26 protein-coding genes are annotated in these 22,681 nt (G+C 34.0%); 8 read left to right on the top strand and 18 right to left on the bottom strand.

Features of this window, described 5'->3' with window-relative positions; translation table 11 throughout:
• The first annotated feature begins 159 nt into the window (after window positions 1-159).
• The 4 genes from MHH42_RS14095 (at window position 160) to MHH42_RS14110 (ending at window position 3,879) form a co-directional block, all read left to right on the top strand.
• On the top strand, window positions 160-1,821 hold the full coding sequence (locus MHH42_RS14095; protein ID WP_097837820.1) for a sigma-54 interaction domain-containing protein: 1,662 nt from the start codon (window positions 160-162) through the stop codon (window positions 1,819-1,821).
• A gap of 224 nt (window positions 1,822-2,045) precedes the next feature.
• Complete coding sequence (locus tag MHH42_RS14100; protein ID WP_000182286.1) at window positions 2,046-2,318, top strand: (2Fe-2S)-binding protein; 273 nt, start codon at window positions 2,046-2,048, stop codon at window positions 2,316-2,318.
• A complete protein-coding gene (locus MHH42_RS14105; protein ID WP_000087053.1) occupies window positions 2,315-2,647 on the top strand; it encodes a (2Fe-2S)-binding protein in 333 nt (110 codons plus the stop codon). Before MHH42_RS14100 ends, MHH42_RS14105 begins: the two co-directional genes overlap by 4 nt.
• Window positions 2,644-3,879 carry an NAD(P)/FAD-dependent oxidoreductase gene (locus tag MHH42_RS14110; protein WP_097837821.1) on the top strand — a complete coding sequence of 412 codons (1,236 nt, stop codon included), beginning with the start codon at window positions 2,644-2,646 and terminating at the stop codon, window positions 3,877-3,879. The genes MHH42_RS14105 and MHH42_RS14110 overlap by 4 nt, the downstream gene beginning before the upstream one ends.
• 24 nt (window positions 3,880-3,903) lie before the next feature.
• On the opposite strand, the gene MHH42_RS14115 is transcribed toward MHH42_RS14110, so the two are convergent.
• Together MHH42_RS14115 and MHH42_RS14120 are read right to left on the bottom strand one after the other, a co-directional pair.
• Window positions 3,904-4,212 carry a YxcD family protein gene (locus tag MHH42_RS14115; protein ID WP_000447764.1) on the bottom strand — a complete coding sequence of 103 codons (309 nt, stop codon included), beginning with the start codon at window positions 4,210-4,212 and terminating at the stop codon, window positions 3,904-3,906.
• The gene (locus MHH42_RS14120; RefSeq protein WP_000914475.1) at window positions 4,200-4,649 is read right to left on the bottom strand and encodes a hypothetical protein; all 450 of its coding nucleotides are present in this window, start codon (window positions 4,647-4,649) and stop codon (window positions 4,200-4,202) included. The genes MHH42_RS14115 and MHH42_RS14120 overlap by 13 nt, the downstream gene beginning before the upstream one ends.
• A gap of 258 nt (window positions 4,650-4,907) precedes the next feature.
• On the opposite strand from MHH42_RS14120, the gene MHH42_RS14125 reads away from it, so the two are divergent.
• Window positions 4,908-5,672: a DUF1836 domain-containing protein gene (locus MHH42_RS14125; RefSeq protein ID WP_000447232.1), complete on the top strand. Its 765-nt coding sequence runs from the start codon at window positions 4,908-4,910 to the stop codon at window positions 5,670-5,672.
• A 174-nt stretch (window positions 5,673-5,846) separates the two neighbouring features.
• Here MHH42_RS14125 and MHH42_RS14130 read toward each other — a convergent pair whose 3' ends face one another.
• The 3 genes from MHH42_RS14130 to MHH42_RS14140 are packed head-to-tail and all read right to left on the bottom strand — an operon-like array spanning window position 5,847 to window position 8,389.
• Window positions 5,847-6,683, bottom strand: a complete 837-nt coding sequence (locus tag MHH42_RS14130; protein ID WP_000680864.1) for a metallophosphoesterase family protein — start codon at window positions 6,681-6,683, stop codon at window positions 5,847-5,849.
• 54 nt (window positions 6,684-6,737) lie between these two features.
• On the bottom strand, window positions 6,738-7,235 hold the full coding sequence (locus tag MHH42_RS14135) for a GNAT family N-acetyltransferase (RefSeq protein ID WP_000383784.1): 498 nt from the start codon (window positions 7,233-7,235) through the stop codon (window positions 6,738-6,740).
• Window positions 7,236-7,273: 38 nt separating this feature from the next.
• Window positions 7,274-8,389: an HD domain-containing protein gene (locus MHH42_RS14140; RefSeq protein ID WP_097837823.1), complete on the bottom strand. Its 1,116-nt coding sequence runs from the start codon at window positions 8,387-8,389 to the stop codon at window positions 7,274-7,276.
• A 274-nt stretch (window positions 8,390-8,663) separates the two neighbouring features.
• Between MHH42_RS14140 and MHH42_RS14145 the strand changes: the two genes are divergently transcribed.
• Together MHH42_RS14145 and MHH42_RS14150 are read left to right on the top strand one after the other, a co-directional pair.
• Window positions 8,664-9,269: a DedA family protein gene (locus MHH42_RS14145; RefSeq protein WP_000952907.1), complete on the top strand. Its 606-nt coding sequence runs from the start codon at window positions 8,664-8,666 to the stop codon at window positions 9,267-9,269.
• 232 nt (window positions 9,270-9,501) lie between these two features.
• Window positions 9,502-9,726, top strand: a complete 225-nt coding sequence (locus MHH42_RS14150) for a hypothetical protein (RefSeq protein ID WP_000558696.1) — start codon at window positions 9,502-9,504, stop codon at window positions 9,724-9,726.
• 40 nt (window positions 9,727-9,766) lie between these two features.
• Here MHH42_RS14150 and dltD read toward each other — a convergent pair whose 3' ends face one another.
• From dltD to MHH42_RS14210, 12 genes are all read right to left on the bottom strand, one after another.
• Window positions 9,767-10,948, bottom strand: a complete 1,182-nt coding sequence (gene dltD, locus MHH42_RS14155; RefSeq protein ID WP_000782332.1) for a D-alanyl-lipoteichoic acid biosynthesis protein DltD — start codon at window positions 10,946-10,948, stop codon at window positions 9,767-9,769.
• Window positions 10,949-11,290: 342 nt separating this feature from the next.
• Window positions 11,291-12,913: a peptide ABC transporter substrate-binding protein gene (locus MHH42_RS14160; protein WP_097837824.1), complete on the bottom strand. Its 1,623-nt coding sequence runs from the start codon at window positions 12,911-12,913 to the stop codon at window positions 11,291-11,293.
• Between the two features lie 20 nt (window positions 12,914-12,933).
• Window positions 12,934-13,935 carry a C40 family peptidase gene (locus tag MHH42_RS14165; RefSeq protein WP_097837825.1) on the bottom strand — a complete coding sequence of 334 codons (1,002 nt, stop codon included), beginning with the start codon at window positions 13,933-13,935 and terminating at the stop codon, window positions 12,934-12,936.
• 45 nt (window positions 13,936-13,980) lie between these two features.
• A complete protein-coding gene (locus MHH42_RS14170) occupies window positions 13,981-15,027 on the bottom strand; it encodes a dipeptide epimerase (protein WP_097837826.1) in 1,047 nt (348 codons plus the stop codon).
• A 68-nt stretch (window positions 15,028-15,095) separates the two neighbouring features.
• Window positions 15,096-15,422, bottom strand: a complete 327-nt coding sequence (locus tag MHH42_RS14175) for a DUF3870 domain-containing protein (protein WP_000271326.1) — start codon at window positions 15,420-15,422, stop codon at window positions 15,096-15,098.
• A gap of 302 nt (window positions 15,423-15,724) precedes the next feature.
• Window positions 15,725-16,081, bottom strand: a complete 357-nt coding sequence (locus MHH42_RS14180) for an FtsB family cell division protein (RefSeq protein WP_001228732.1) — start codon at window positions 16,079-16,081, stop codon at window positions 15,725-15,727.
• A 236-nt stretch (window positions 16,082-16,317) separates the two neighbouring features.
• Window positions 16,318-16,752: a DUF4279 domain-containing protein gene (locus tag MHH42_RS14185; protein WP_000344618.1), complete on the bottom strand. Its 435-nt coding sequence runs from the start codon at window positions 16,750-16,752 to the stop codon at window positions 16,318-16,320.
• 640 nt (window positions 16,753-17,392) lie between these two features.
• Entirely contained in the window at window positions 17,393-17,623 is a 231-nt protein-coding gene (locus MHH42_RS14190) for a hypothetical protein (RefSeq protein ID WP_000789036.1), read from the bottom strand.
• 161 nt (window positions 17,624-17,784) lie between these two features.
• A complete protein-coding gene (locus MHH42_RS14195; RefSeq protein ID WP_002048324.1) occupies window positions 17,785-18,285 on the bottom strand; it encodes a hypothetical protein in 501 nt (166 codons plus the stop codon).
• Window positions 18,286-18,499: 214 nt separating this feature from the next.
• Window positions 18,500-18,763 (bottom strand): hypothetical protein, encoded by a 264-nt coding sequence (locus tag MHH42_RS14200; RefSeq protein ID WP_000426647.1) that lies wholly within the window; start codon window positions 18,761-18,763, stop codon window positions 18,500-18,502.
• A 143-nt stretch (window positions 18,764-18,906) separates the two neighbouring features.
• A complete protein-coding gene (locus MHH42_RS14205) occupies window positions 18,907-19,467 on the bottom strand; it encodes an AAA family ATPase (RefSeq protein ID WP_085450274.1) in 561 nt (186 codons plus the stop codon).
• Between the two features lie 100 nt (window positions 19,468-19,567).
• Window positions 19,568-20,329 carry a class I SAM-dependent methyltransferase gene (locus MHH42_RS14210; protein ID WP_000490893.1) on the bottom strand — a complete coding sequence of 254 codons (762 nt, stop codon included), beginning with the start codon at window positions 20,327-20,329 and terminating at the stop codon, window positions 19,568-19,570.
• A 204-nt stretch (window positions 20,330-20,533) separates the two neighbouring features.
• Between MHH42_RS14210 and MHH42_RS14215 the strand changes: the two genes are divergently transcribed.
• Entirely contained in the window at window positions 20,534-20,803 is a 270-nt protein-coding gene (locus MHH42_RS14215; protein ID WP_001086638.1) for a hypothetical protein, read from the top strand.
• An 80-nt stretch (window positions 20,804-20,883) separates the two neighbouring features.
• Here the strand turns inward: MHH42_RS14215 and MHH42_RS14220 are convergent, their stop codons facing one another.
• Window positions 20,884-22,680 (bottom strand): Xaa-Pro dipeptidyl-peptidase, encoded by a 1,797-nt coding sequence (locus tag MHH42_RS14220; RefSeq protein ID WP_097837827.1) that lies wholly within the window; start codon window positions 22,678-22,680, stop codon window positions 20,884-20,886.
• Between the last annotated feature and the right edge of the window lies 1 nt (window position 22,681).

Here is a 22,681-nt window from a genome sequence, read left to right on the forward strand (position 1 = left end):
CATCTCTCATTTTCTTTTATGCAATTGACGTGCCAACTCTACATATATACACTTTTTATAAATAATATTTTTATTTGTAAAAATATTTTAAATTTATCGTAAATAGGTGTATTATTTTTTTATCACTGTCTAAATTTTTATACATATCAGGAGGACGCTATGACATTTTCATTTCCAACAATCAAAGAGTTTATGAAAATTTTGTCTATCGATTGTACAAGTAGCATGAAACACATTAACACAGTAGATGGGACATTTTATTACCTCCCTTCTACTACAGAAGAATATAGTTGCGGCTATATATATGAGGACGACTCGTTCACTACTTTAATTGATGCACTTTCACATGCATTAGCCGTTGTCATCATTAACAAAAACGAAGAGCCAATATGTTGTATAACGGCTCAGCAAATGATTCCGTTTCTTTATAAGTCTTACACTGAGCTACAATCTTTTTATAACACTGTAATTCAAACGACTGATTCTTCTGTTACAGTCATTGATGAAAAAGAATGTGTCCGTACGTGGACAGATGGTGCTGAAAAAATCTTTTCGGTTAATCATAATGAAATTATTGGACAACCAATTACTCGTTTTTTTGATTATAAAGACTTGGAAATCTTGCAATCATTGCATGACGGAAAAAGTATAATCGCTCAATTCCATCAGCCTCGTCCTGATTTGTTCGTATTAATAAATTCAAACCCCGTTTACTGTAACGATGAAATTATAGGAGCAGTCGTTTCAGAAACAGATGTGACAAATCAAGTTGTATTGAATGAAAAACTATTTAATATGTCACATGAAATGCACCGATTAGAGCAAGAAGTAGCAAAATATAAAGATACATCCGATCCTTTCCTCGCGATGAATGGAAAAAGCCCTGTTATACAAAGGACTATTCAATTAGCTAGAAAGGTCTGTTCAGTGAAATCAACCGTTTTAATACTCGGCGAAAGCGGTGTCGGAAAAGAAGTATTTGCGAAAGCAATACATGAAGCAAGTGAGGCAGCAAAGGCGCCTTTCATTTCAATTAACTGCGGCGCAATTCCAGAAGCTTTATTTGAAAGTGAATTATTCGGATATGAACGTGGGGCGTTTTCTGGAGCGAATAGTAAAGGAAAAAAAGGTAAAATAGAGCTCGCTCAAGGTGGTACTTTGTTCCTTGATGAAATAGGTGAAATGCCTCTCGATATGCAAGTGAAACTTTTACGTGTATTGCAAGAAAGAAAGTATTATCGAGTTGGTGGAGAGAAAGAAATAAATATTGATTTCCGTATTATCGCTGCTACAAATCGTGATTTACAAGAAGAAATGCGAAAAGGAACTTTCCGAGAAGATTTATACTATCGTTTAAATGTAGTTAGCTTACAGATTCCACCGCTGCGAGAAAGACGAGAAGATATTATTGAATTAACATACTCTTTCTTAAACGATTTTTCGATTAACTATAACAGACCTATTCGTGACTTACCTTCAAGCATTATGCATGAACTACTTCATTACGATTGGCCTGGTAATATTCGTGAACTTCGAAATGTAGTTGAGAGACTCGTCGTATTTGCGACAGACGGTATTATAAAACAAGAATATTTACCATTTCATACAAATGATACTATAGACAATCATACGTCTCATTCCCTATTACTCAGCAATAATCATACGATTCTTTCTTTACAAGAAGAGATGGATGAGCATGAGAAAAAAGTCATTGAAAGAGCTTTACACATTTTAAAGGGGAATAAATTAGAATGTGCGAAACAACTTGGGGTAACGCGAGCCACTTTATATAATCGTTTAAAAAAACTTGGGTTACAATAATATGAAACTTTAATCAGTGGGGGTTTTGTTCATCCCCACTTGATTATCAGCCCTCACCAATCAGGCTTTTACGGGCAGTTGATCCCCCTCCTAACTTCTTTACTTTCGTTGGATTTTGCGGTGGGGTCTTACTGCCCGTTAATGCGGGATAATTCTTAACTCCTCTATATTGGCATAGTTTTTGCATTATAATTTGTGCAAACCGAACTAGAGGAGGAATACATATGACGAATAAAGAGAACTTAATTGTTTGTCGTTGTGAAGAGGTTACATACGGACAACTTCAATCGACAATTGCTGAATATAAATGCTCGGCAAGAGAATTAAAACTAAGAACACGTGCCGGTATGGGATTTTGCGGTGGTCGCACATGTAGAATGATGTTAGATCGAATGATTGAAAGTGCAAATCCTGACGTAACTCCTAATGAAATACCGTTAAAATATCAACCACCAATACGTGCTGTTACCTTTGGAGCGGTAGGTGATAATAAATGAGTAGAATTACACATCACCCTATTTTAGGTAGTTTACATAATAGTCAGCGCATCACTTTTCAATTTAACGGGCAACAATATGAAGCATATGAGCATGAAACAATTGCTGCTGCCCTGCTAGCAAATGGAATACGAACGCTACGCGTACATGAAGATAGCGGGAACCCGCGAGGTATTTATTGTAATATCGGTCATTGTTCAGAATGCCGTGTGACAGTAAATAATCAAACGAATGTACGCGCATGCTTAACAGTTGTAGAAAACGATATGATTGTTGAAAGCGGAAAACAGCATCCAAATATCGTGAGAGAGATGGTGAAAAAGCGATGATCGATGTAATTATTATTGGTGCAGGGCCGGCAGGATTATCAGCTTCCATCTCTTGTGCACGTTTTGGACTTAACGTACTTGTTATTGATGAATTTATGAAACCTGGCGGGAGATTGTTAGGACAGTTACATCAAGAGCCTACTGGAGAATGGTGGAACGGAATTAAAGAAGCAAAACGTCTTTACGAAGAAGCCGAATCACTGTCAGTCGATATTCGGTGCGGTGTTTCCGTCTATAATTTAGATAAAGATGATAGTTCTTGGTTCGTACATACAAATATCGGTACGTTAGAAGCTCCGTTCGTATTAATTGCTACTGGCGCTGCGGAGTATTCTATCCCCCTTCCTGGCTGGACACTTCCAGGAGTTATGTCAATTGGAGCGGCTCAAGTTATGACAAATGTTCATCGCGTGCAAGTCGGAAAAAAAGGAATCATTATTGGTGCTAACATTTTATCATTCGCCATTTTAAATGAATTGCAATTAGCTGGAATTAAAGTGGATCATATCGTACTACCTGAAAAAAGTGAGTTAAGCCAAAAAGCGGGTGAACCAGAAGAAGTTTTGAACTCCCTTTTAAATGCAGCTCATCTCGCTCCTTCTGCTTTTTTGCGTATAGGTAGCCGTTTTATGAAATATGATTGGATTCGAAAAGCCGGATTAACCTTCTATCCAAATAACGGAATGAAAATAAACGGGACACCACTTCATCTTCGGAAAGCTGCACTTGAAATTATTGGAACAGATCAAGTTGAAGGTGTTCGTGTTGCTACTATTGATTCTAAAGGAAACATTATGAATGGATCAGAGAAGATATATGAGGCAGATTTCGTTTGTATCGCTGGAGGTTTATATCCGCTTGCTGAGCTTGCTGCTGTAGCTGGATGCCCTTTCCATTACATCCCAGAATTAGGTGGACACGTCCCTCTTCATTCCGAAACAATGGAAACCTCTCTTCCAGGTTTATTTGTAGCCGGAAATATTACTGGGATTGAAAGTGGGAAAATCGCGATGGCGCAAGGGAGTGTCGCTGGATATTCAATCGTAAAACAAGCTAATATAAAATCAAATTCAGTTGAACAACACTTACAACAAGCAATCCAACATGTTCACACCGTACGCCATCATGCTGCGATTCAGTTTAATCCAATGATTGATGCTGGTAGACGAAAGATGAATGAAATTTGGCGTGATTATTCCACCACATATGCACATACTAAAAAGAGCTGCTGAGATTACTCTCAACAGCTCTTTTCACTACTCATCCGAGTTATTAAATTTCGCTAATGCATAAATGCCTTCTTCATCATCTAATTCAAGTTGTAATCTTGCTGCGAATGAATTGACATTGTATTCTCTGTCAAGTAATAAGCGTAGTGCCTCGATTAAGTTCGCTTGAATTAAAATTTGTTGACGACCATTTACCTCTACTTCAGCAGAGAAACCATACTCATCATCATACATTAGTTCAACTAATACTTCTTCTGGACCCACTTGTCTTTTTTCAGCGATATATACGCAAAGCGCATTTATAAGCTCTTGCTCAGAAATTTTTATTGTTTCCATGCTACTTCATCTGCCTTTTTCTTACGTTGATCTTTGAAGTATTTAAATGCACGAACTGCTAACATTACGATACCAGCCATTACTAACATATTTACCATAAACGCTAATACAGAACCAAGAGCTCCCATATTTGCAAATAAGCTACCCATTAGTAAACCACCAAGACCACCTAGTAATAAACCTTTCATAAAGCTTCCTTTATTACTTTTTGGCGCTGTGTTTGCTGCTTTTGTTTTTGAATCTGGATTCGTTTTTTGAGAATTCACGTTTGAGTCTTTTTTGTTTAAATCAACTTTTGACTTTTGACCTGAACTTGGTGTAAATGATTTTTTACCAGATTTGTAACTCTTCGCTGCTGCGTGATCTACAAACATGAAGCTACTAGCTCCAAAGATAACCATGAATGCTGTCATTACTGCTACAAGTTTTTTCAACATATTATATCCATTCTCCTTTTATATAGATATATGTGAAATCTATCTTTCTTGTAAATTTAGAATGATAGATTTGTTTTTAAGAACATTTTAAAGGTTCTTATGAACTTATTATATGAACTTTTGTCGAAATATGCAAGTATTATTTACTTTCAACAGTTTGGTCACAAAGGAAAAATTAAGCAAAACAGAATTGACTTTAAATGAAACAAAACATATTATAAGTTCATAAGAACTTTTTATTATTTTGGAGGTGAAAAGATGGAAACATTTCATCTCACACGAAACGAAATGGCTACCCTTCTTCTATCACTAAGAGGATGGAATACGAAAAAGCCTCTCGGTATTTTACAAGAAGCTTGGGCAAAGTCACATAAAAAAGATATTGAAAGCGGACAAAGCGTTACAGCTTTTATTACTACCGCACTTTCACCTATTTTTGAAAAGCTGATTAAAATTGACGATACTGATGTCGGTTTTTCTTTAAATGAAATAGTTGCGCTTGGCAATCAGATTGAAAACACAAGTTTCTCTGTAACTGCTATGCAAAACTGGGTGAAACGAGATATAAAAGAAATGATTGGCTCTCCTCAAAAAGGGAAAAAATATTCAATTGAACAAGCAGCCTTACTATTTATTGTCGAAGATTTAAAAACAGCACTTGATTTTGAATCCATTCGTAAGCTATTACGCCTTATTGTAAATGACCCAGCCGATCGAAGTGATGATTTAATCAATCCTGTTCATTTATATGTAGCATACTCTTCTCTATTTGAAGAACTCAATCAAGGGAATTGCTTACAATTAAATGCAACAGATACCGTTCATACAATTGAAAATATCGTAAAAGAAAAAGCTGATAAAATCGCAAGCAAGTTCGATCAAATTAATAACGAACAACGCGAAGCAATTCGTAACGCTATTATTATTGCGACCCTCTCTGTACATACCGCATATGTACAAATGTTAGCGAAACGTTACGTAACAGCAACGTTATTTTTACAAAACTTAGATGTGAAACAGTAAAAAACAAGCATCCCCCTGTCCTACGTATATGACAGGGGGATGCTTGTTTTCAATCAATATAAACTACACAAATCATTTTACATTTAAGTTTCGTTCTACAATAGCTCTTGATTATGTAAAAATCATTACTAACCTAACATTCAACAATGTTCATTTCTTTCTATTAAATTCCTATCAGATTTTCTCGATAAACTTAATTACTTCATTTTTATAATTATATTTATCATTAATTTCTTGTAATAATTCAATATCATGCGTATGAGTTTTTCCTGTCTCTAGCAGCTCACGGTATAAATCAATATAAGGAAGATTTTTATTAGTGGCATTTTTATATTCCTTTTCTACATCGTAAAAAACCTTTTTAAACCTCACGTCAGTAATCCCTGCCTCATCAATTTCAAGAATTGCATACTGAGCACGTAAGTCAGAGTTTAGCTTATTCCACTTGTAAAAAGGTTGTCCAACTGTTCCTGGGTTAATAATTAATTGATCATTGCTACTATAGCGCAACAATTGATGGTGGGTATGAGCGTAAATCGCAATATCATAATCACAATCAAATAACCGATCAAACTGTTCTTGATTATTAGTGGGCCATAAATCCCCTCCGTAATTTTTATTTTGTAGATTATGACTAATACTTATTGATAAATCATTAACCTGTTTTGTTATATGTAATGGTAAATTTTTAATATGATTAATATAGTTTTTATCCAAGTTTTCACATTGATACTGAACTAATCTAGAAACATAAATATCGGTTGCGTTATCAATATCAATGTTTTTATTAAGAACGTCAAGAAAGCTATCTTCCCAGTTTCCTTGTACATAAGTATCAACGTTAACACTATCTAACATTTCAAATAAATCATTCGATCCAGGACCAGGCATAATTAAATCTCCTAAAAACCAATAATCAGTCACACCTTCTTTCAAAGAATCTTCGATAACTGCTTTTAAAGCAGTTGCATTTCCATGTACATCTGCCAGTACAGCAATTTTATGTTTCATGTATTTCATCCCCCTAAATTAACATTATATTCCGAATTAACTGCGTGTATTTTTCTATATTGTTTCTCCTTTCTTAACTCTGTGCATATCATACACTTTCACTTGATTCTCTATATACGATTTTTCTTTTTTAAATCCAGCTTTCTCATAACAACGAATGGCCCTCTTATTATCTTCCCTAACTTGTAATACAACAGCTTCTATATCAGGATCTAAAAATGATTTACTAATAAAATACTTTGTAATCTCTGTTCCAAGCCCTTTTGAATATAAATTCGAAACACCAATGAGGATAGAGTATTCCATCATGTACGCATCTTCATATTTCTTCTTTTTTAATCCGACTCTCCCTATTACTTCATCTTCTACTACTATTACATGATAGCTCGCATAAGACCGCGACAATTTTTCAGTCCAATACTGCCGAAGCTCTTCAATTGTATATCGCTTAAATGATTTCACATCTGCTATATTTTGTAATTCCTCATTGTTATACCATTCTAATATAATTGACAAATCATCTATTTGTAATAAACGTTCATGCCAATCCATATTTTCACCTCATCTACATTTCAAATTACTACACCTAATTAAAAAGAATACGCATATTCTTTTTTAGGCAATTTTACTATCTCTTGAATGAAATTCGATTTTTCTAAAATGTCATCTAGCTGCCCCTCACTATAAACATAAATACCACCTACGTATGAACTGTAAGCCTTTTTCTCAGTTATTACCACTGCGGTGCTATTTTCCTTTTTATAATCGCCCTCTATTCCTTTTTCAAATGACAAACTTTTAGTTGCTGAGAAGTAAAGATGGATTAATTCTGCTATTTCTATGTCATCTGATTTTGCAAAGCACTTTATTTCATTTATAATCATTTCATCTTGTAACGGAAGAAAGTCCTCTATCTCTATCTGCTTTCTTTTATAAAAGAAATTTTGTATCTCAGGAGTATGGAACGAAAGATTTTTCTCCTTTATCTTTTGAAAAATGGATTGCAACAATAAGTCTTTCCCTACTACAAACGGATGGCCAAAGCCATTATTGTAAAGCCCTTCTTTCATTTTCATTAGTTGTTCAATGTACGGGATTCCTTGTTCTACAATAACCAGTTTACCGTTAATAAAACGCATATTAGCAATCAATCCTTCTATTCGCAAGCACTCGAATTCAAGCGAGGAATAATATAAATCTCTATTCCAAAAATCTAATTGATCCATTCCTAATGAATTAAATAATAGTTCATCTATAATTGGAAAAACTCCATCTTCTGTTAAAGCTTTCATTACATCATCTAATAATCCAGGAGTTTGGTTTAAAATCGCGCGTATTTTTTCATCCTCCTGAATGATTCGTATCGTCCACTCACCATGATCTTCACCTGATATTTGCTGAAAACAATGTGAATACGGACCATGTCCAACATCATGTAGAAGAGCTACAGTAGATACTAGCTTTCGTTCATATTTCGATAAATGTATATCACCAATCTCAGTAAGGTGTTCGATCACTTTATTTACTAGTACATATACACCTATCGAATGTTCTTCCCTCGTATGTATTGCGTTCTCATGTAAAAAATAAGTATGTCCTTGTTGTTTAATATAGGCCAACCTTTGAAATGCTTTTGTATCTATCAATTGAAGGATATCTATATCATGAATAGAGATTGGGCCATAAATTGGATCTGCAACATGCATACATTCTCCTCCTATTTTGTAAATTAAAACCTATATTATTATACTTAATTTTCAGTCTATTTTCATTAATATATGAGAAATTTTTAATGAACTTTTCATTATTTCCGCATGAAAATTTGGCTTATATCCTTTACTATAATACTTATACGAGACATAAAAGAATTGAAATAGCAATCCCCTATATAAATAAGGTATAATCTACACATAGTGAACCTTTTATATCATTAAGTAAAAGGGCGTATATTCAAAAATCCATACATTAGAAGGTGCAACAATGTTAAGTAGTTTTATTCACTCAGTATTAACGTTTTTTGAAGGATTAGGTTATTGGGGCATTATGCTTGGACTTATGATCGAGATTATTCCAAGCGAAATTGTTCTCGCTTATGCAGGATACTTAGTATTCAATGGTAGCATCTCATTTATAGGCGCAGTTGTATTTGGTACTATTGGCGGCGTTATTGCTCAAATCTTTATTTATTGGATTGGACGATACGGTGGACGCCCTATATTAGAACGTTACGGAAAATATATTTTCATTCATAAAAAACAAATCGATGCTGCCGAAGATTGGTTTAATCGTTACGGAACTGGCGTAATTTTCACAGCTCGCTTCATTCCTGTAGTGCGTCATGCGATTTCAATCCCTGCTGGTATTACAAAAATGCCATTACTACGTTTCACTACGTTAACGGCACTTGCAATCATCCCTTGGTCTATTATTTTTATTTATTTAGGTGAAAAACTAGGTGAAAACTGGGAGAATATTAATGATATTGCTGGACCGTATGTGAAATCATTCGCTATCGGTGGCGTCGTACTTATTCTTTTATATTTCGTAATAAAAAAGTGGACAAAAAAACGTAAAAAACTTGCTTAAGATAATAAAAAAACCGCTAAAAATTCATTCAGAATTATAGCGGTTTTTATTATAGGCTCGACTATGTATTAAAAATTGTATTATTTCCTCTTTATGCTTCAACTCTGCCATTTATAACCCACTCCTAATAACACCTTCTAGAAATTGTATGAAAAGCCCCCATATTTACATGGATAAGCAACAATTTAGGCATTCCTTTCGTATATTATCCCAAAAAGGAGTGATTTCCCCAATGCACTGGCAACAAAAAATACCATACTTAATTGGACGCCCTATCGGCATTTCCTTCATGAATGGGCAAGGAACTACTGGGGTATTATGTTCAGCACATGATGGCCAATTATATGTGTATGAATACCTTTACCAATCTCAGTTCGCGATGAAACATTATGATTTCAGACAAATTCAAGATATACACGCATTTCCGAATTGCCCACATCAAAATCCTCTTTATTAAAAAACAGGAACAGCTCATAGCCGTTCCTGTTTCTAAGTTGTTATTTCTCAGAGTAAAACTTCTGCACAGCTTCATCAAAATAGATCCAGCCTTTCCAGCCTAGATGAATCGTATCTTTTAAGAAATACTTATCATATTCATGGCTAGAGAAATCGACTACTGGATACCCTGCTTTCTCAACTTGCTCTCTAACCTTTGTATAATACACTTCACGGCGTTCTTTCGGGAAACCAGCGTAATCATACCAAGGTCCATTTACAGGTACAGAGATAAAGAGTGGCTTAACATTTTTTTCTTTGAAAAGATCTAAAACAATTTGTAAGTCATCATATTCTGGTGATTCATCATACGATTCATTTGCTCTAAAATTTTTTAGGCCTTTTAATTTTTTCTTTAAATTATGTTTATAGTAATACGGGTTTTCAATTCCAAATGTATTTGTAGTAGACTCCGCTTGCCCTTCTTGTTCCGCATGTTTACGTGCATTCTCCCAAGAAATTGAACGTAGTCCCATATTTGTTTTCTCTTTCATCGGTTCAATCTTAAATAAAGAATTAAATAAATCTCTATGATCTAAAATGTTTCGGTACATATAAGCAAGTGGTTTGGCTAGACCTGCTTTTATGTTATGTTTCGTATCATTATAAACAATACCTTCTAATGAATTTTTTAATATATCATCTTTTTGAACAACTTTATAATCTAATAGTCGTTTCGCGATCTGCTTCTTCATTTCAGGTTTAATGTCATCATTAAAAATAAAATGATATGCTTGTTGTTTGGAGAAATTATTAGTAAAATCTCCTTGTGATACACCCGTTTTTGTAAACCATTGTGGCGAAAGAACAAAAACGACTTTTTTACCTTCCAAATCATCCATTGTAGACGTCATATTTAAAATATGAGCTAAACTTTGCGTACCGCCAGTTCCAATTAAAAATGGTGTAAAACCTGCTGGATTTACTTTGAAATAGTTAGATGGATGGTATGCATCCATTCGTAAAAATTCAGATGAACCGTACATCGGTAAATACTGCGAATTCTCTAACATTTTCTGTTGTAAGAAAACACTTTGTAGTTTTTCTTTTTGTAAGGACGTTGCCGCATCTTCTATCTTTTTATCACTAATTAGCGATACTAAACTTTTAGACGGAATAAGCAATACAATGAAAAAAAGTACACAGGCTAAAATAATTGGTCCGAAAGCATGCTTCATCTTCATTAAATATTCCTCATTCCATTACTATTAAATTGTAACCCTTGTTTTTGACACGTCATCTTTTCTCTCCTTTTTCTCTATACATGTTCCATTCTATTTATCTATTATATACATGTATGTATTTCCTTCCTTGTTCTATTAAGTCCTATACAAATAGCGCAAGCAAATGTTTCCATAGAAACACGTTAATTATACAAGATTCTACATAAATTTCACACTGGAATTTTAGTAATAATTTTATTTTTAAACGTCGAAAAAACAAATGAAATGTCTATAATTCATCCTATTATGTATTACATAAAAAAAACAGACCACCACATACGTGAAGTCTGTTTCTCCATCACTTTATTTTTGTACATCTGCCCATTTTAAGCTTGTAGCTGGACCGAATTGATGCACATATAAGTCTTTCACATATGGTTTTTGTAAGTAAGATAGACCGCGCTGGAATACCGGTGCAATTACTGCATCATCCAGAAGCATTTTTTCAGTATCTTGTAGTGCTTTCCAACGTGCTTTTTCATCGTTACCTAATTCAGTTTTAATCTTCTTAATTAACGCATCATATTCTGGATTTGCATACCCTGTATTATTTACAGTACTTCCTGAAAGGAATACTTCTAAGTAAGTCATCGGATCTGGATAATCAGGTAACCAGCGTGATAACGACATTTCATATTCTTTTTTCTTCTCTAACGCTAGTTTTTGCGTATGTGGTTGTAATTTCACATTTACTTTAAGCCCAGGTAAGTTTTTCTCAAGCTGTTCTTTAATATATTCGCCTACTTTTTTAAAGTTTTCTAAGTCATAGTTTAATAACTCAAGCGTTACTTCATTCGTTCCTGTTTCTTGCTTTGCCTTTTCCCAATATTCTTTTGCCAGTTTTACGTCTGTCTTATTAAATTCGCCTGCTGTACTTCTAAAGTCTTTCTTGTCTGGACCTTTTAAAAAACCTTTTGGTACATAGTAGTTTGCAGCAACAGAACCATCATTTAAAAATGAAGTCGCAAGGCCCTTCTTATCAAACACTGTACTTAGTGCCAGACGCGCATTTTTATTTTTAAGAATCGGTACATTTTCATTGAAACGGAAGAAATACATGACTGGATCTGTATATTGTTTCAGTTCCTTATTCGTTTTATATTTATCTACAAATTCTGTAGAAATGACCGCTCTATCAACCTTATCTGTTTCATATAAATTTACCGCAGTTGAAATTTCTTTAACAATTTGATAGTTTACTTCATCTAACTTCACTTCTTGTTTATCCCAATACTTATCATTTTTCTTCATTGTAAAGCTAGCTTCATGTTTCCATTCTGATAATGTAAACGGTCCATTATATACCGTTTTATTTGCTTCTAATCCGTATTTATCACCTTGCTCTTTCGCATATTCTTCATTAATCGGATAGAAAGATGGCAAAATGAGTAGTTTCGTAAAATATGGTACAGGATGTTCCAGCTCTACGACAAATATTTTATCATCCTTTGCTTTTACTCCTAATTCATCTAATCCTAGTTGTTTCTTATTTATTTTCTCCGCATTTTTCACATCATACGCAATATATGCATATTGAGAAGCTGTATCTGGATTAATAAGCTGCTTCCAAGCATATACGTAATCGTGAGCCGTTACTGGATCTCCGTTAGACCATTTCGCATCACGTAAATGAAATGTATAAGTCTTTCCATCCTTACTAACCTCATATTTTTGCGCTCCGGCTTCAATTACTTCATCATTTTTCGATAATCGGAATAGCCCTTCCATTACGTTATTCAAAACGTTAAATGATACCGCATCTGTTACTTTCCCTGAATTTAATGATGGAATTTCACCCGTTTCTAGTAGCTGCAATACTTTTTTCTCATCTTTCGGCTTTGTAGCTGTTTTTTCTTTTGCGCAACCAACTAAAAATGAAGAAACTAATAGAGTACTAACTAACGAGTAGCGAACTACCTTTTTCATTTCCAAACCCCCTCTATTTTTTACGGTAAGTAACGGCGAGCACCAGCGTATTCTTCTATATATCCTGGTGTATTTAACGGGATTATTTCAACTGATCTTTCAGCTCTTGGTGAGTGAATCATATTACCATCACCAATATACATCCCAACGTGATGGACACTACCTTTCCCTTGATCATGCGCAAAGAAGATTAAGTCTCCTTTTTGTAAGTTTTCTTTATCAACGGCAACCCCTGCTCTTGATTGCGGTCCAGAATCGCGCGGTATTGTAATACCGTGCGATTTATAAATCGTATGTGTGAATCCAGAGCAATCAAATCCAAACCCACTTGTACCAGCCCATATATATGGTAAACCTAAAAACATTTTCCCTGTGTTGATTAAATCATCGGCTGTCGGTGTTGGAATATCATCTTGAGAACGGTAAACCGCTCCATCATTTTTTCGTAGCCATGCTTTCTGTCCATTTGGCAACAATACGCGGTATGAAATGGTATCTTCACTTAGTAGCGGCAGTCGCGTATTATAGCTAACTTCAAGTGCTTTTTGTTTTTCAGAAGGATTTATATATAAAATTGCGGTCGGTTTCGTTACTAATACGAACGGTTCGTTTGTTTTATCTGCAAACTCTTGATTATACGTTAATTGTTTTTCCGGCATCCATCCCGGGTAACCTTCTTCATTTCGCGGTGTCGGTTGTCCGTGTACTAACACTTTTATCCAGGCACCTTTCTTATCAACAACCGTTACTTCTTGACCGAGTAGTGCTTGCGTTTCTAATTTATTTGCATTTGTTAACCATAGTTTTTCATCGAGCGTCATTGATTTCGTCCATTTCCATAAATCAACTGGATTTGTTGCACTCGGTGCATCAATTGGCCGTAACGAATCAGGTGCAGTCCATAACGTTGCGGCAGATACATCTATAAACGCTTTGCTATCTTTCTTCTCTTCAGCATTTGCCGATGTAAACGATGAAAATATAAATAAAGTTGTTAATAATGCAGTTCCTACTTTTTTCATATATATCCTCCTTAAAAGGTAAGTTACTAGTCATTTTTTCTAAGATTACATATTCACTTTAGAATGAAGGTTTACCTTTGAGCCGGAGTAAGTCATTCCTTCCGGTTCTTCCATTAACCATAGCGGTGCATCAAGATCGAAATAATGAATATTTGGATGTGCAGCAGCTAAGTGTGCTACAGCACTAACGGAAAGTGAAGATTCCATCATACTGCCAACCATACATTTCACACCTGCCGCTTCTGCAATATCTGCAATACGCCACGCTTCACGTATACCACCGCATTTCATTAATTTAATATTAATTAAGTCCGCGTAGCTTCCTTGCACGAGTTTTAATGCGTCACTTGCTGAAAATATACTTTCATCAGCCATAATAGGCGTTTGTACATTTTCTTTCACGTACTTTAATCCATCCAAATCTTTCGCGTGAACTGGTTGTTCAATGAATTCTATATTTAAATTACGATTTTCCATCTCTTTCACAATAGAAACCGCTTCTTTTGGATTCCATCCTTGATTTGCATCTAATCGTAACGTTGTATTTTTTGGTACACTATTTCGAATCGCCTCAATACGCTCTAAATCTAAATGCACAGATTTACCAACTTTAATTTTTAAAGTTTGAAATCCTTTTTCTACATGTTGCTTTGCCTCTTTTGCCATAATAATAGGATCATCTACACTTACTGTAATATCTGTATAGATTTCTTTCTTACCGCCTAATAATGCGTAAAGTGGAACGTTTTGATATTGGCAATACACATCATATAAAGCGATATCAACCGCTGCTTTCGCACTTGTATTTCCTATACAACTCATTTGGATATGCTGTAATAACTGCTGAAATTGAATTATATCTTGACCAATTAAGCATGAACGCAGCGGCCCTAATATAGCTTCCTCAATCCCACTAGCGAAATCTCCCGTAATAACCGGTGTTGCGGCCGCAGCTCCTTTACCAACAATTCCTTCATCTGTATGAATAAACACATCAATACTTTCAATTTCAGTTACGGTACGAAGTGCGGTTTTAAATGGAGTATGAAGCTTTACACAACGACGCTTCACCTTTATATCCGTAATTTTCATTTCGCTCATCCTTTCGTTGTCCAATAAAAAAATCCAGCCGCAAGAACTTCCTTACGGCTGGATTTTGTCTATGATTGAGTAGACAAAGCAGCAATCTGATTATATTTTTTTTGCGCATCTTTTAGCGCTACTAATAATGCCTTTTGAGATGAACCGAAATAACGATCTTTTATTTCTGTTACTAGCGCTGGATCATTAATATTTTTATGTAGAAATAAATATTTAACGAATTGAGATGTTAATGCAATTGTCGCTGAGCAATCTGCATCTACAATTTCCCCTGTCTCCTTCACAAGTACAAAAGCTACAAAATAGCTTTTAAACTTTTCCGTAATGGGATTATTTTGAGGCGCTTTCGCATCCCCTACGACATAAATTGTATTTGAAGCATACACAGCTATCTTCCTTTCTTATACGAGGATAACGGGTTTCTTAATAGTCGTACGAGCGATAAACTCAACGTTCATTAAAAAATGTATCCGCTTACGAATATTATATAAAATTATCAGAATTTTAACAACATTTATCTTTACACATATTCCATAATTATGGATAATTGTGAATTTCATTGATGTAATAGCTTGAACTGTACATCTTATATTATGTTAGAACTCCTTGTACCATGCAAAGATTTAGTTTTTCTGTTTTCGTACTTCATTTACAAATAAAAAACAGTTAGCCAACGCTAACTGTTTCATTACTTTGGTAGTACGAAAATCGTTTCATTTGACTTAGAAAATTGGTACTCTTTTCTCGCAAACTTCAAAATTTCCTCTTCATTATCCGTTAAATTCTCAATGTTAGTCTTTAGAAACGATTGATCCTTCTTTAATGTAACTAATTGTTTCTTTTGATTTGTAATCGTATCTTTTTTATTCATTATTATCTCTTGCTGTTTCGTTAAAATATATTGAACATACAAAGTAGTCGCTGCAATAAAAAGAACCATTAAAATAAGTCGTCTTAACTTCTTTTTGTTTATAGTACGATTGTCACTAGGTTGTGATAGTTGCTCTGGTATATTAGGAACATTTACTCTTTTGAGTTTCCTCATTTCAAGTCCCCCTAACCCATATTTTTCACTACCATAGGCACGCTTTCTTACTAAACTAAATTCTATTCTTATAAAATAAGTTCCTTCACAAAAATATCTCACAAATTAACCAATTAAAGATAGCATTCGACGACATTTCCATATTTACATCGAGATTTTTTATGTATGCTGCAATAAAATAGTAGTTTATGTTATTCTTTTTCTACTATTGTAGAAGAGTTTTTTTAATTAGCACTTTATTTTATCTCCTCAACATAAGGATTCGCATATAAATCAATATCAAAATCAGCTTTAATACTGTTAGCAAAATCAATTACTGGATTATCTAAATGAACAGCTGGTGTATGGCCATCATTTATTTTAATTACAATAGTGAATCTACATTCTAATCCAAATTCTCTTTTTAGTTCATTAATAATGGCTGACTTATCTTTTAGTTTTAGAATTACTTGCTCCATTACATCTCCTACATCTAATGATTCCTGATATCCTGTACTTATTTGCCAAGATGTATAGTTTCTTGTTATGTTTTCAGTTTCGTTTGTTTTTCTAATTATGTCCCCTTTTTTATAACTTATAGTTGGGCTTACTTGCAATCTTTCAGAAACAACCTCTACTGGAAATTCATCTCCGGACAGATTGAAATAAACCATTACTTGCGTTTCATCCATTAATCTCACACCTTTATTAAAAATAAATTATTATTTAATTCAATCGTTCCATTTTACTACAGACTACAAGTTGAATTTTATGCCAACCTATAACTAATATTAATATGAATCATTCTACAATTACATCTTTTTATTAAGATATAACATTTTTATTTTTATAAAGTAAAACTTTAATCAATGTGGGTTATGTTCACCCCCACTGATTATCAGCCCTCACCAATCGGTCCAGCCCCACTCCCACCTAACTTCTTTGCCCCAGCCGAGTTTTGAGGTGGGAGTTTTACTTCCCGGCAAATAGCGTGATAAACTCTATTACTAACGGCGCATTACTTCTCCATTTAAAATTGTTTACATAATACTATTATTTTTATAATTTATTATCCCAATAAAAAAACAATCCATCTAACAAATGGATTGTTTTTATGTTTCATTTTTATAATTCTTTAAATAATTTAATCGTTTTTACCTTAACTGAATTTGATTTATAATAATGAAATAAAAATATATATTAAAAAACCGAGCACATTATGCATATCAAAAAATAGCTGCCTAATAAACATTTATCATTTGAAAGTTAAAATGTATTTTAACCTTTCATTTGAAAAAAATACGTATAAACCCTCTAAAATGAGCAGACTTATCATACTAATCTATAACAATTTTGCCTTCTCCCCTTACCTGTTTCCTTTAACACATATGATTTTAAAACAAGGGCAGTTAATGAATCCGTTAATGTTTTATATGATAAATTAGACAATGCCAATAGATCGTTTGTATATAACATTCTATGCTTCTCTAATAATAATAGTACTAATCGTTCTGACGGTTTTAATGTCTCATCACTTTCTAGTATAAAGTCTATATTTTTCATTTCTCTAATTATTGCTCCTTATATAAAAAAATACTTTAAATGATTATTTAATATAAAAATAATACATAACAAAATTTGAAGTATACTAAAATAACATCATTTTAAAACACTATTATACTATAACATAGAAAAAGCATTTCCCAAAATAGGAAATGCTTTTCTTAATTCACTTTCTTATATTGCTTATATGATTGTTCCAAACCTATATTATATTTCGTGTTTTTATCCGTCCAGTCTTCTCCTAAATTACCTGGCCATCCTGATGTATTAGCGACATATTTTAATAACTCCCAATCTTTTAATCCTTTTTTCACACCGCGCTCATATGATTTGACCATATTAGTGATTGCTATTTTTGCATTGATTTGTGAATCCATTAAACTTTCTTCAGATAACGAGGCTGGTGCTAATCCGCCCCGATGCAATTGGAATAATCCAAATGATGTGCCATTATCCCCTATCGCTTTTCGATTCAATTTTGTTTCGTGGTCTGCGATAGATAGTGGAATCCAATCTGGAATACCATACCTCTTAGCAACTTCACCAATTATTTGTTTATTATTGTCAATCTCTTTATACTTCTCATATTTTGAATAAAGGGCATTCGTTACTGTTACTAACGTAAGTAATATGAATATATATTGCAACGCTTTTTTCATCATTTCATCTCCTGCTTTGTGTATGTTTCACTTCCTACTCACACTATAAAACCTTTATGTGACATTCATTTGACGAAATGATATGAATGATGCATAAGTTAATAATAAATTAAGTTTTTCTAAAATCACTTAAACAAATAAAAACGGTTCGTCTATCATGTTTTAAACATGAGTGACTAACCGTTTTCAAGTGTCTTTTTAATTAACACGTTCTACCTTATATATTTCTTGCAATATGTGGTTTGCTGTAATGACTCGTTCCGCCGCCACCTACTACTACTTTACCGCCTTTTCCAAAGATTAATAATTTACTTGAACCATCTGCAAGAAGTACTATTACTTCCGCATGATCACTTGTAGCTACATAGATTACATAACCGCTTTTTGAAATACACGTTTCCCAATTCTCATCAAATTCTGATCTAACTACCCGATTAGAATACACTTGATTTTCAATTCTTCCTTGTTCTTCGTTTTCCAAATCTATTCTCCCCTCTTCCTTGAATAGTTGTATATATTAAAATAGCAGTCCTGTTTAAAATAGTGACCGATTTTAACATAAATAGTATATGTAGGTAGTAGGAGAATGCTTGGACAATGAAAACGTATCAGCATTTAAAAATTTTACAATCCAAACTTCTCTTTAATCATTTCCGCTACTTCTTTTGCACTCAAGTAAGTATTATTAATTTTTATATACTCTTCTTTTTCAATTTCACCATGAAGAGAGTTTAATCTATGCTTTTTCATCGTTTCTTTTAAATTATTTTCAGACCATTCAATATCTCTTTTTTTCGGTTTATGTTCTAATCTATGCGGGCTTTTATTCCGTTCTAATCTTTCATCTAATTCCGCTTCCAGCTCTACAAAATATACCGTTCCACCTTTTGATTCAAAAATACTTACTACATGATGTATATAATCCCAATCGGATTGGAGGTCAAATGCCCATACATAAGTAAAAATCATTCCAGATAAATCACTTTTAGATACTTCTTCAAATATTTCATTACGAAATAAACTTACTAGTCTTTTTGCTTGTTTCGTACTGTAATCAAAAATTGGACTTACTAAATCAATTGTCATATGGTTATGAAAAAGTTTTAAACCGGTTAATGTTGCTAATTCTTGCCCCACTGTCATTTTCCCAACTGCTTGTGGGCCAAATATTAATATGAATTTCATTTATTTCCCTCCTATCTTTCTCTATAAACAATTACACAAAATAGAAAATAAGGCAGTCGATTTCGTATCGATTGCCTTATTTTTATTAATAGTTTCTGTACTATTTTTTTCGTACAGCTTCAAACGTAATCATTTGATTTGCATTTGACGGCTCTTTTTCATATACATAGTCAGCAGAGCAAGTAATGTTAGAGAAACCAATACTTTCTAAAAGGAGTTTAAACTCTTCTATACCATACCACCGCATTGCAAAACGTTGTAGTTCTGTTTGCGCTAACTGTCCTTTACTCCACTTTTCATATTTTAAATATGATACAGCAATTTGGTTCAGCCAATCCATTTCAATTGATTTCTTTTCTAACGTAATTCCGTCTCCGTTTGGCAGAGAAAAAGTCGATGTGTGAATTTCACCTGTCTTCCAGTCATACGGAAGTATAAGATCTACAATTAAGCGCCCACCTGTATTAAGATGTTCATACAAACATTTCAAAGCATTTATAGAATCCTCACGATTTTCAATTAAGCAAAAGGATCCAGTAGGAATGATAATCGCCTCATACTTATGTGGTAGTGAAAATTGTTGTAAGCTTCCTTCATATAAATTAGGATGTAAGCCTCTCTCTTTACACCGCTTACGGCAAGAATCTAGCATTTCAGGTGAATAATCTATCCCATCAATGTTAAAACCAGCTTCAAGAAATGGAATAATGACACGTCCTGATCCTACAGCTGCTTCAAGAATTCTTCCTTTACAATTTTTCAAACGTTCTTTGTAATACTCAATATCACCATGTAAAGAATAACCGACAGGCTTTGTATAATCATAAAGTTCTGTGCAAAGTGTACTATAAAAACTAAACATTTATTTTCTCCTCCGTTTTATACGTACAGAAGATTTCAATTAAATTAATCTTCCTGTACCTTTACTTTTAATGAAAATTCGAAAGAGCTGACTGTCATACTATATCACTCGCTTTCCATAGAATATAATCACATTGTATAATATTTCCTTCAAAATGAATATATAGAAATCGAAAATTCAGACTTATTTCGAAAGGATGATATGATGAATTCATTAATTGGATTTCTTTTTCTTCTTATCACTTTTAATGCTCTAATTTTCTTTATTGCAAAGAAGTATAGGCGAATATGGAAAATTGCCAGTGGCATTTTCATCCTTTCTTCCCCCATCATTTTCTTCGCGACTATGCATGTAATTGGTGAAAAAGTTGGAGATGGTTTCGCTGGAGGTGCTGCTGGGCTTACCTTTAGTGGAATTTTAATCCTAAATGCAATTGTTTTATTTGTTGTAAGTATTTTTAATAGAAATTCATAATCGCCTCCTCGTATTGATAAACAATTACACCCCAAAATTTAAAGAGCTTACTATATAGTAAGCTCTTCATTAAAAATCATTTATTTCACAATCGGTAATATTACTTCGCTTAATTTTACTGTAAGCTTCGTACCCGCTTTCGGTCTAATTGTATAATCATAGTCGCTAGCAATTAAAACCACTCCAATTTGATGCCCCGCTTTAAAGACATAATCATCTGGCTGCATGTCCCATGTAAATGTATAATCTTTTCCAGGTTGAAGTGCTGTTGAATTTTTTATACTATTTAAGTTTTGCGGGTCCATCCAGCCTCTCGTGACGATTTCAGGCTTTGCTCCACCGTAATCAACAAGTAAAGCTGTTAAATTCGCTACAGAACGGTCAATATTTCCTTTGAATGAAACTTGTGCTGTACCGCTTATTCGTGTATCTTTTTGCAATACTGGCATTGTATACACTAATCGATTTGCTACTTCTAATTCCGGGTTTGCTACTAATTGGTTTGATTTCATTTTTGCATCATCTACGAATGAGAAAGTCTTATTAGCAGATCCCATACTTAATGGCAAATTGACTGCTTTATTACTTAAATACATTCGGATTTTTGACGGCACAGCCGCTGGATCTGGCCAATTTTTTAACTTTTCCCATGTTTTATTTTCTCGTTGTACATCAACCATTGGTTCATCCATAATTCCATTTTCAATTCCGTACAACCAATAATCTAACCATTTATTTTGTGTTTGCTGCCAGTTATTACTTGATGTTCCGCCGTGTCCACCTTGATGTAACCACATTTTACGAGGTACATCATTTTCTCCAAGTGCATCCCACCATCGCGCGAACTGCTTCGTTTTTACGTTCCAATCGTTTAAACCGTGAACGACAAATACGCTCGCTTTTACATTTTTAGCATCTTTCACATAGTTACGTTTATCCCAAAAATCATTATAATTACCAGTTTTCCGGTCTTGTCCATCAGTGAGCTCTTTTATAACTTGTCCGCAAACTTCAGGTTTTTCCCTTGTTAGTACTGCTTCTGCCATATTATCTGTATCTTCCCCTTGATACCCACCTGGCGCAATGACTGCGCCATTTGCACGATAATAATCATACCAACTACTAATCGCTGCGATTGGAATAATTGTTTTTAACCCTTCAACTCCAGTCGTCGCAACAGCATTTGGTAACGTACCATTATAAGAAACCCCTGTCATACCTACATTTCCAGTAGACCAATTTGCATTTACTTCTTTTCCATCTTCTGTATATGCTTTCGCACGCCCATTTACCCAATCAATGACAGACTTCGTCCCCAATATTTCCTGTTCGTCTCCAGTCGTAGGACAGCCATCTGATTTTCCAGTACCGATACTTTCTCCTAAAATAACTGCATAACCTCTTGGCACGTAATAGTTTCCGTACGAACCAAGATTAACCGCTCCATACGGTTTTCCTTCATACGCATACAATTCTTCATCTACATTATATACAGGAACATCTTTTAATCCAGCTCGATATGGACTCATTTCATAAATAACAGGAACTTTCACATTCGGATCAGTTTTTGGACGCATAACCTTTACTGATACACGATCCTTTTTACCATCGCGATCACTATCAACTTCTGTTTCTACAAACAAATTTTCAATAATCGCTTCATCAAGTGAGTAAATAGGTTTTGTCATCCCATTTTCTAATTCAATTTTTGTGTTCGAATGTAATGCTTCTGAAACTTTTCCATTTAACTTAACGCCATTTTCATTTCTAGTGTTTGTTTCCTTATTTTCTGCATACGCAGTGATAGTAGAAACTCCTGATGTAATTGATAAAGATAAAATAGCTGATAGTGTAATTGCAATTTTCTTTTTCTCCATG

It is taken from the genome of Bacillus sp. FSL L8-0099, from assembly GCF_038006385.1.
Lineage (GTDB): Bacteria > Bacillota > Bacilli > Bacillales > Bacillaceae_G > Bacillus_A > Bacillus_A toyonensis.

Excerpts from the sequence above, each read along its gene's own strand:
- MHH42_RS14165 (WP_097837825.1), bottom strand. The coding sequence starts at position 13,935 with ATGAAAAAAGTAGGAACTGCATTATTAACAACTTTATTTATATTTTCA.
- MHH42_RS14170 (WP_097837826.1), bottom strand. The coding sequence starts at position 15,027 with ATGAAAATTACGGATATAAAGGTGAAGCGTCGTTGTGTAAAGCTTCAT.
- MHH42_RS14125 (WP_000447232.1), top strand. The coding sequence starts at position 4,908 with ATGGAAACATTTCATCTCACACGAAACGAAATGGCTACCCTTCTTCTA.
- MHH42_RS14150 (WP_000558696.1), top strand. The coding sequence starts at position 9,502 with ATGCACTGGCAACAAAAAATACCATACTTAATTGGACGCCCTATCGGC.
- MHH42_RS14180 (WP_001228732.1), bottom strand. The coding sequence starts at position 16,081 with ATGAGGAAACTCAAAAGAGTAAATGTTCCTAATATACCAGAGCAACTA.
- dltD (WP_000782332.1), bottom strand. The coding sequence starts at position 10,948 with ATGAAGATGAAGCATGCTTTCGGACCAATTATTTTAGCCTGTGTACTT.
- MHH42_RS14130 (WP_000680864.1), bottom strand. The coding sequence starts at position 6,683 with ATGAAACATAAAATTGCTGTACTGGCAGATGTACATGGAAATGCAACT.
- MHH42_RS14135 (WP_000383784.1), bottom strand. The coding sequence starts at position 7,235 with ATGGATTGGCATGAACGTTTATTACAAATAGATGATTTGTCAATTATA.
- MHH42_RS14105 (WP_000087053.1), top strand. The coding sequence starts at position 2,315 with ATGAGTAGAATTACACATCACCCTATTTTAGGTAGTTTACATAATAGT.
- MHH42_RS14195 (WP_002048324.1), bottom strand. The coding sequence starts at position 18,285 with ATGATGAAAAAAGCGTTGCAATATATATTCATATTACTTACGTTAGTA.
- MHH42_RS14120 (WP_000914475.1), bottom strand. The coding sequence starts at position 4,649 with ATGTTGAAAAAACTTGTAGCAGTAATGACAGCATTCATGGTTATCTTT.
- MHH42_RS14140 (WP_097837823.1), bottom strand. The coding sequence starts at position 8,389 with ATGCATGTTGCAGATCCAATTTATGGCCCAATCTCTATTCATGATATA.
- MHH42_RS14095 (WP_097837820.1), top strand. The coding sequence starts at position 160 with ATGACATTTTCATTTCCAACAATCAAAGAGTTTATGAAAATTTTGTCT.
- MHH42_RS14160 (WP_097837824.1), bottom strand. The coding sequence starts at position 12,913 with ATGAAAAAGGTAGTTCGCTACTCGTTAGTTAGTACTCTATTAGTTTCT.
- MHH42_RS14185 (WP_000344618.1), bottom strand. The coding sequence starts at position 16,752 with ATGGATGAAACGCAAGTAATGGTTTATTTCAATCTGTCCGGAGATGAA.
- MHH42_RS14215 (WP_001086638.1), top strand. The coding sequence starts at position 20,534 with ATGAATTCATTAATTGGATTTCTTTTTCTTCTTATCACTTTTAATGCT.
- MHH42_RS14110 (WP_097837821.1), top strand. The coding sequence starts at position 2,644 with ATGATCGATGTAATTATTATTGGTGCAGGGCCGGCAGGATTATCAGCT.
- MHH42_RS14210 (WP_000490893.1), bottom strand. The coding sequence starts at position 20,329 with ATGTTTAGTTTTTATAGTACACTTTGCACAGAACTTTATGATTATACA.
- MHH42_RS14205 (WP_085450274.1), bottom strand. The coding sequence starts at position 19,467 with ATGAAATTCATATTAATATTTGGCCCACAAGCAGTTGGGAAAATGACA.
- MHH42_RS14190 (WP_000789036.1), bottom strand. The coding sequence starts at position 17,623 with ATGAAAAATATAGACTTTATACTAGAAAGTGATGAGACATTAAAACCG.
- MHH42_RS14145 (WP_000952907.1), top strand. The coding sequence starts at position 8,664 with ATGTTAAGTAGTTTTATTCACTCAGTATTAACGTTTTTTGAAGGATTA.
- MHH42_RS14115 (WP_000447764.1), bottom strand. The coding sequence starts at position 4,212 with ATGGAAACAATAAAAATTTCTGAGCAAGAGCTTATAAATGCGCTTTGC.
- MHH42_RS14220 (WP_097837827.1), bottom strand. The coding sequence starts at position 22,680 with ATGGAGAAAAAGAAAATTGCAATTACACTATCAGCTATTTTATCTTTA.
- MHH42_RS14100 (WP_000182286.1), top strand. The coding sequence starts at position 2,046 with ATGACGAATAAAGAGAACTTAATTGTTTGTCGTTGTGAAGAGGTTACA.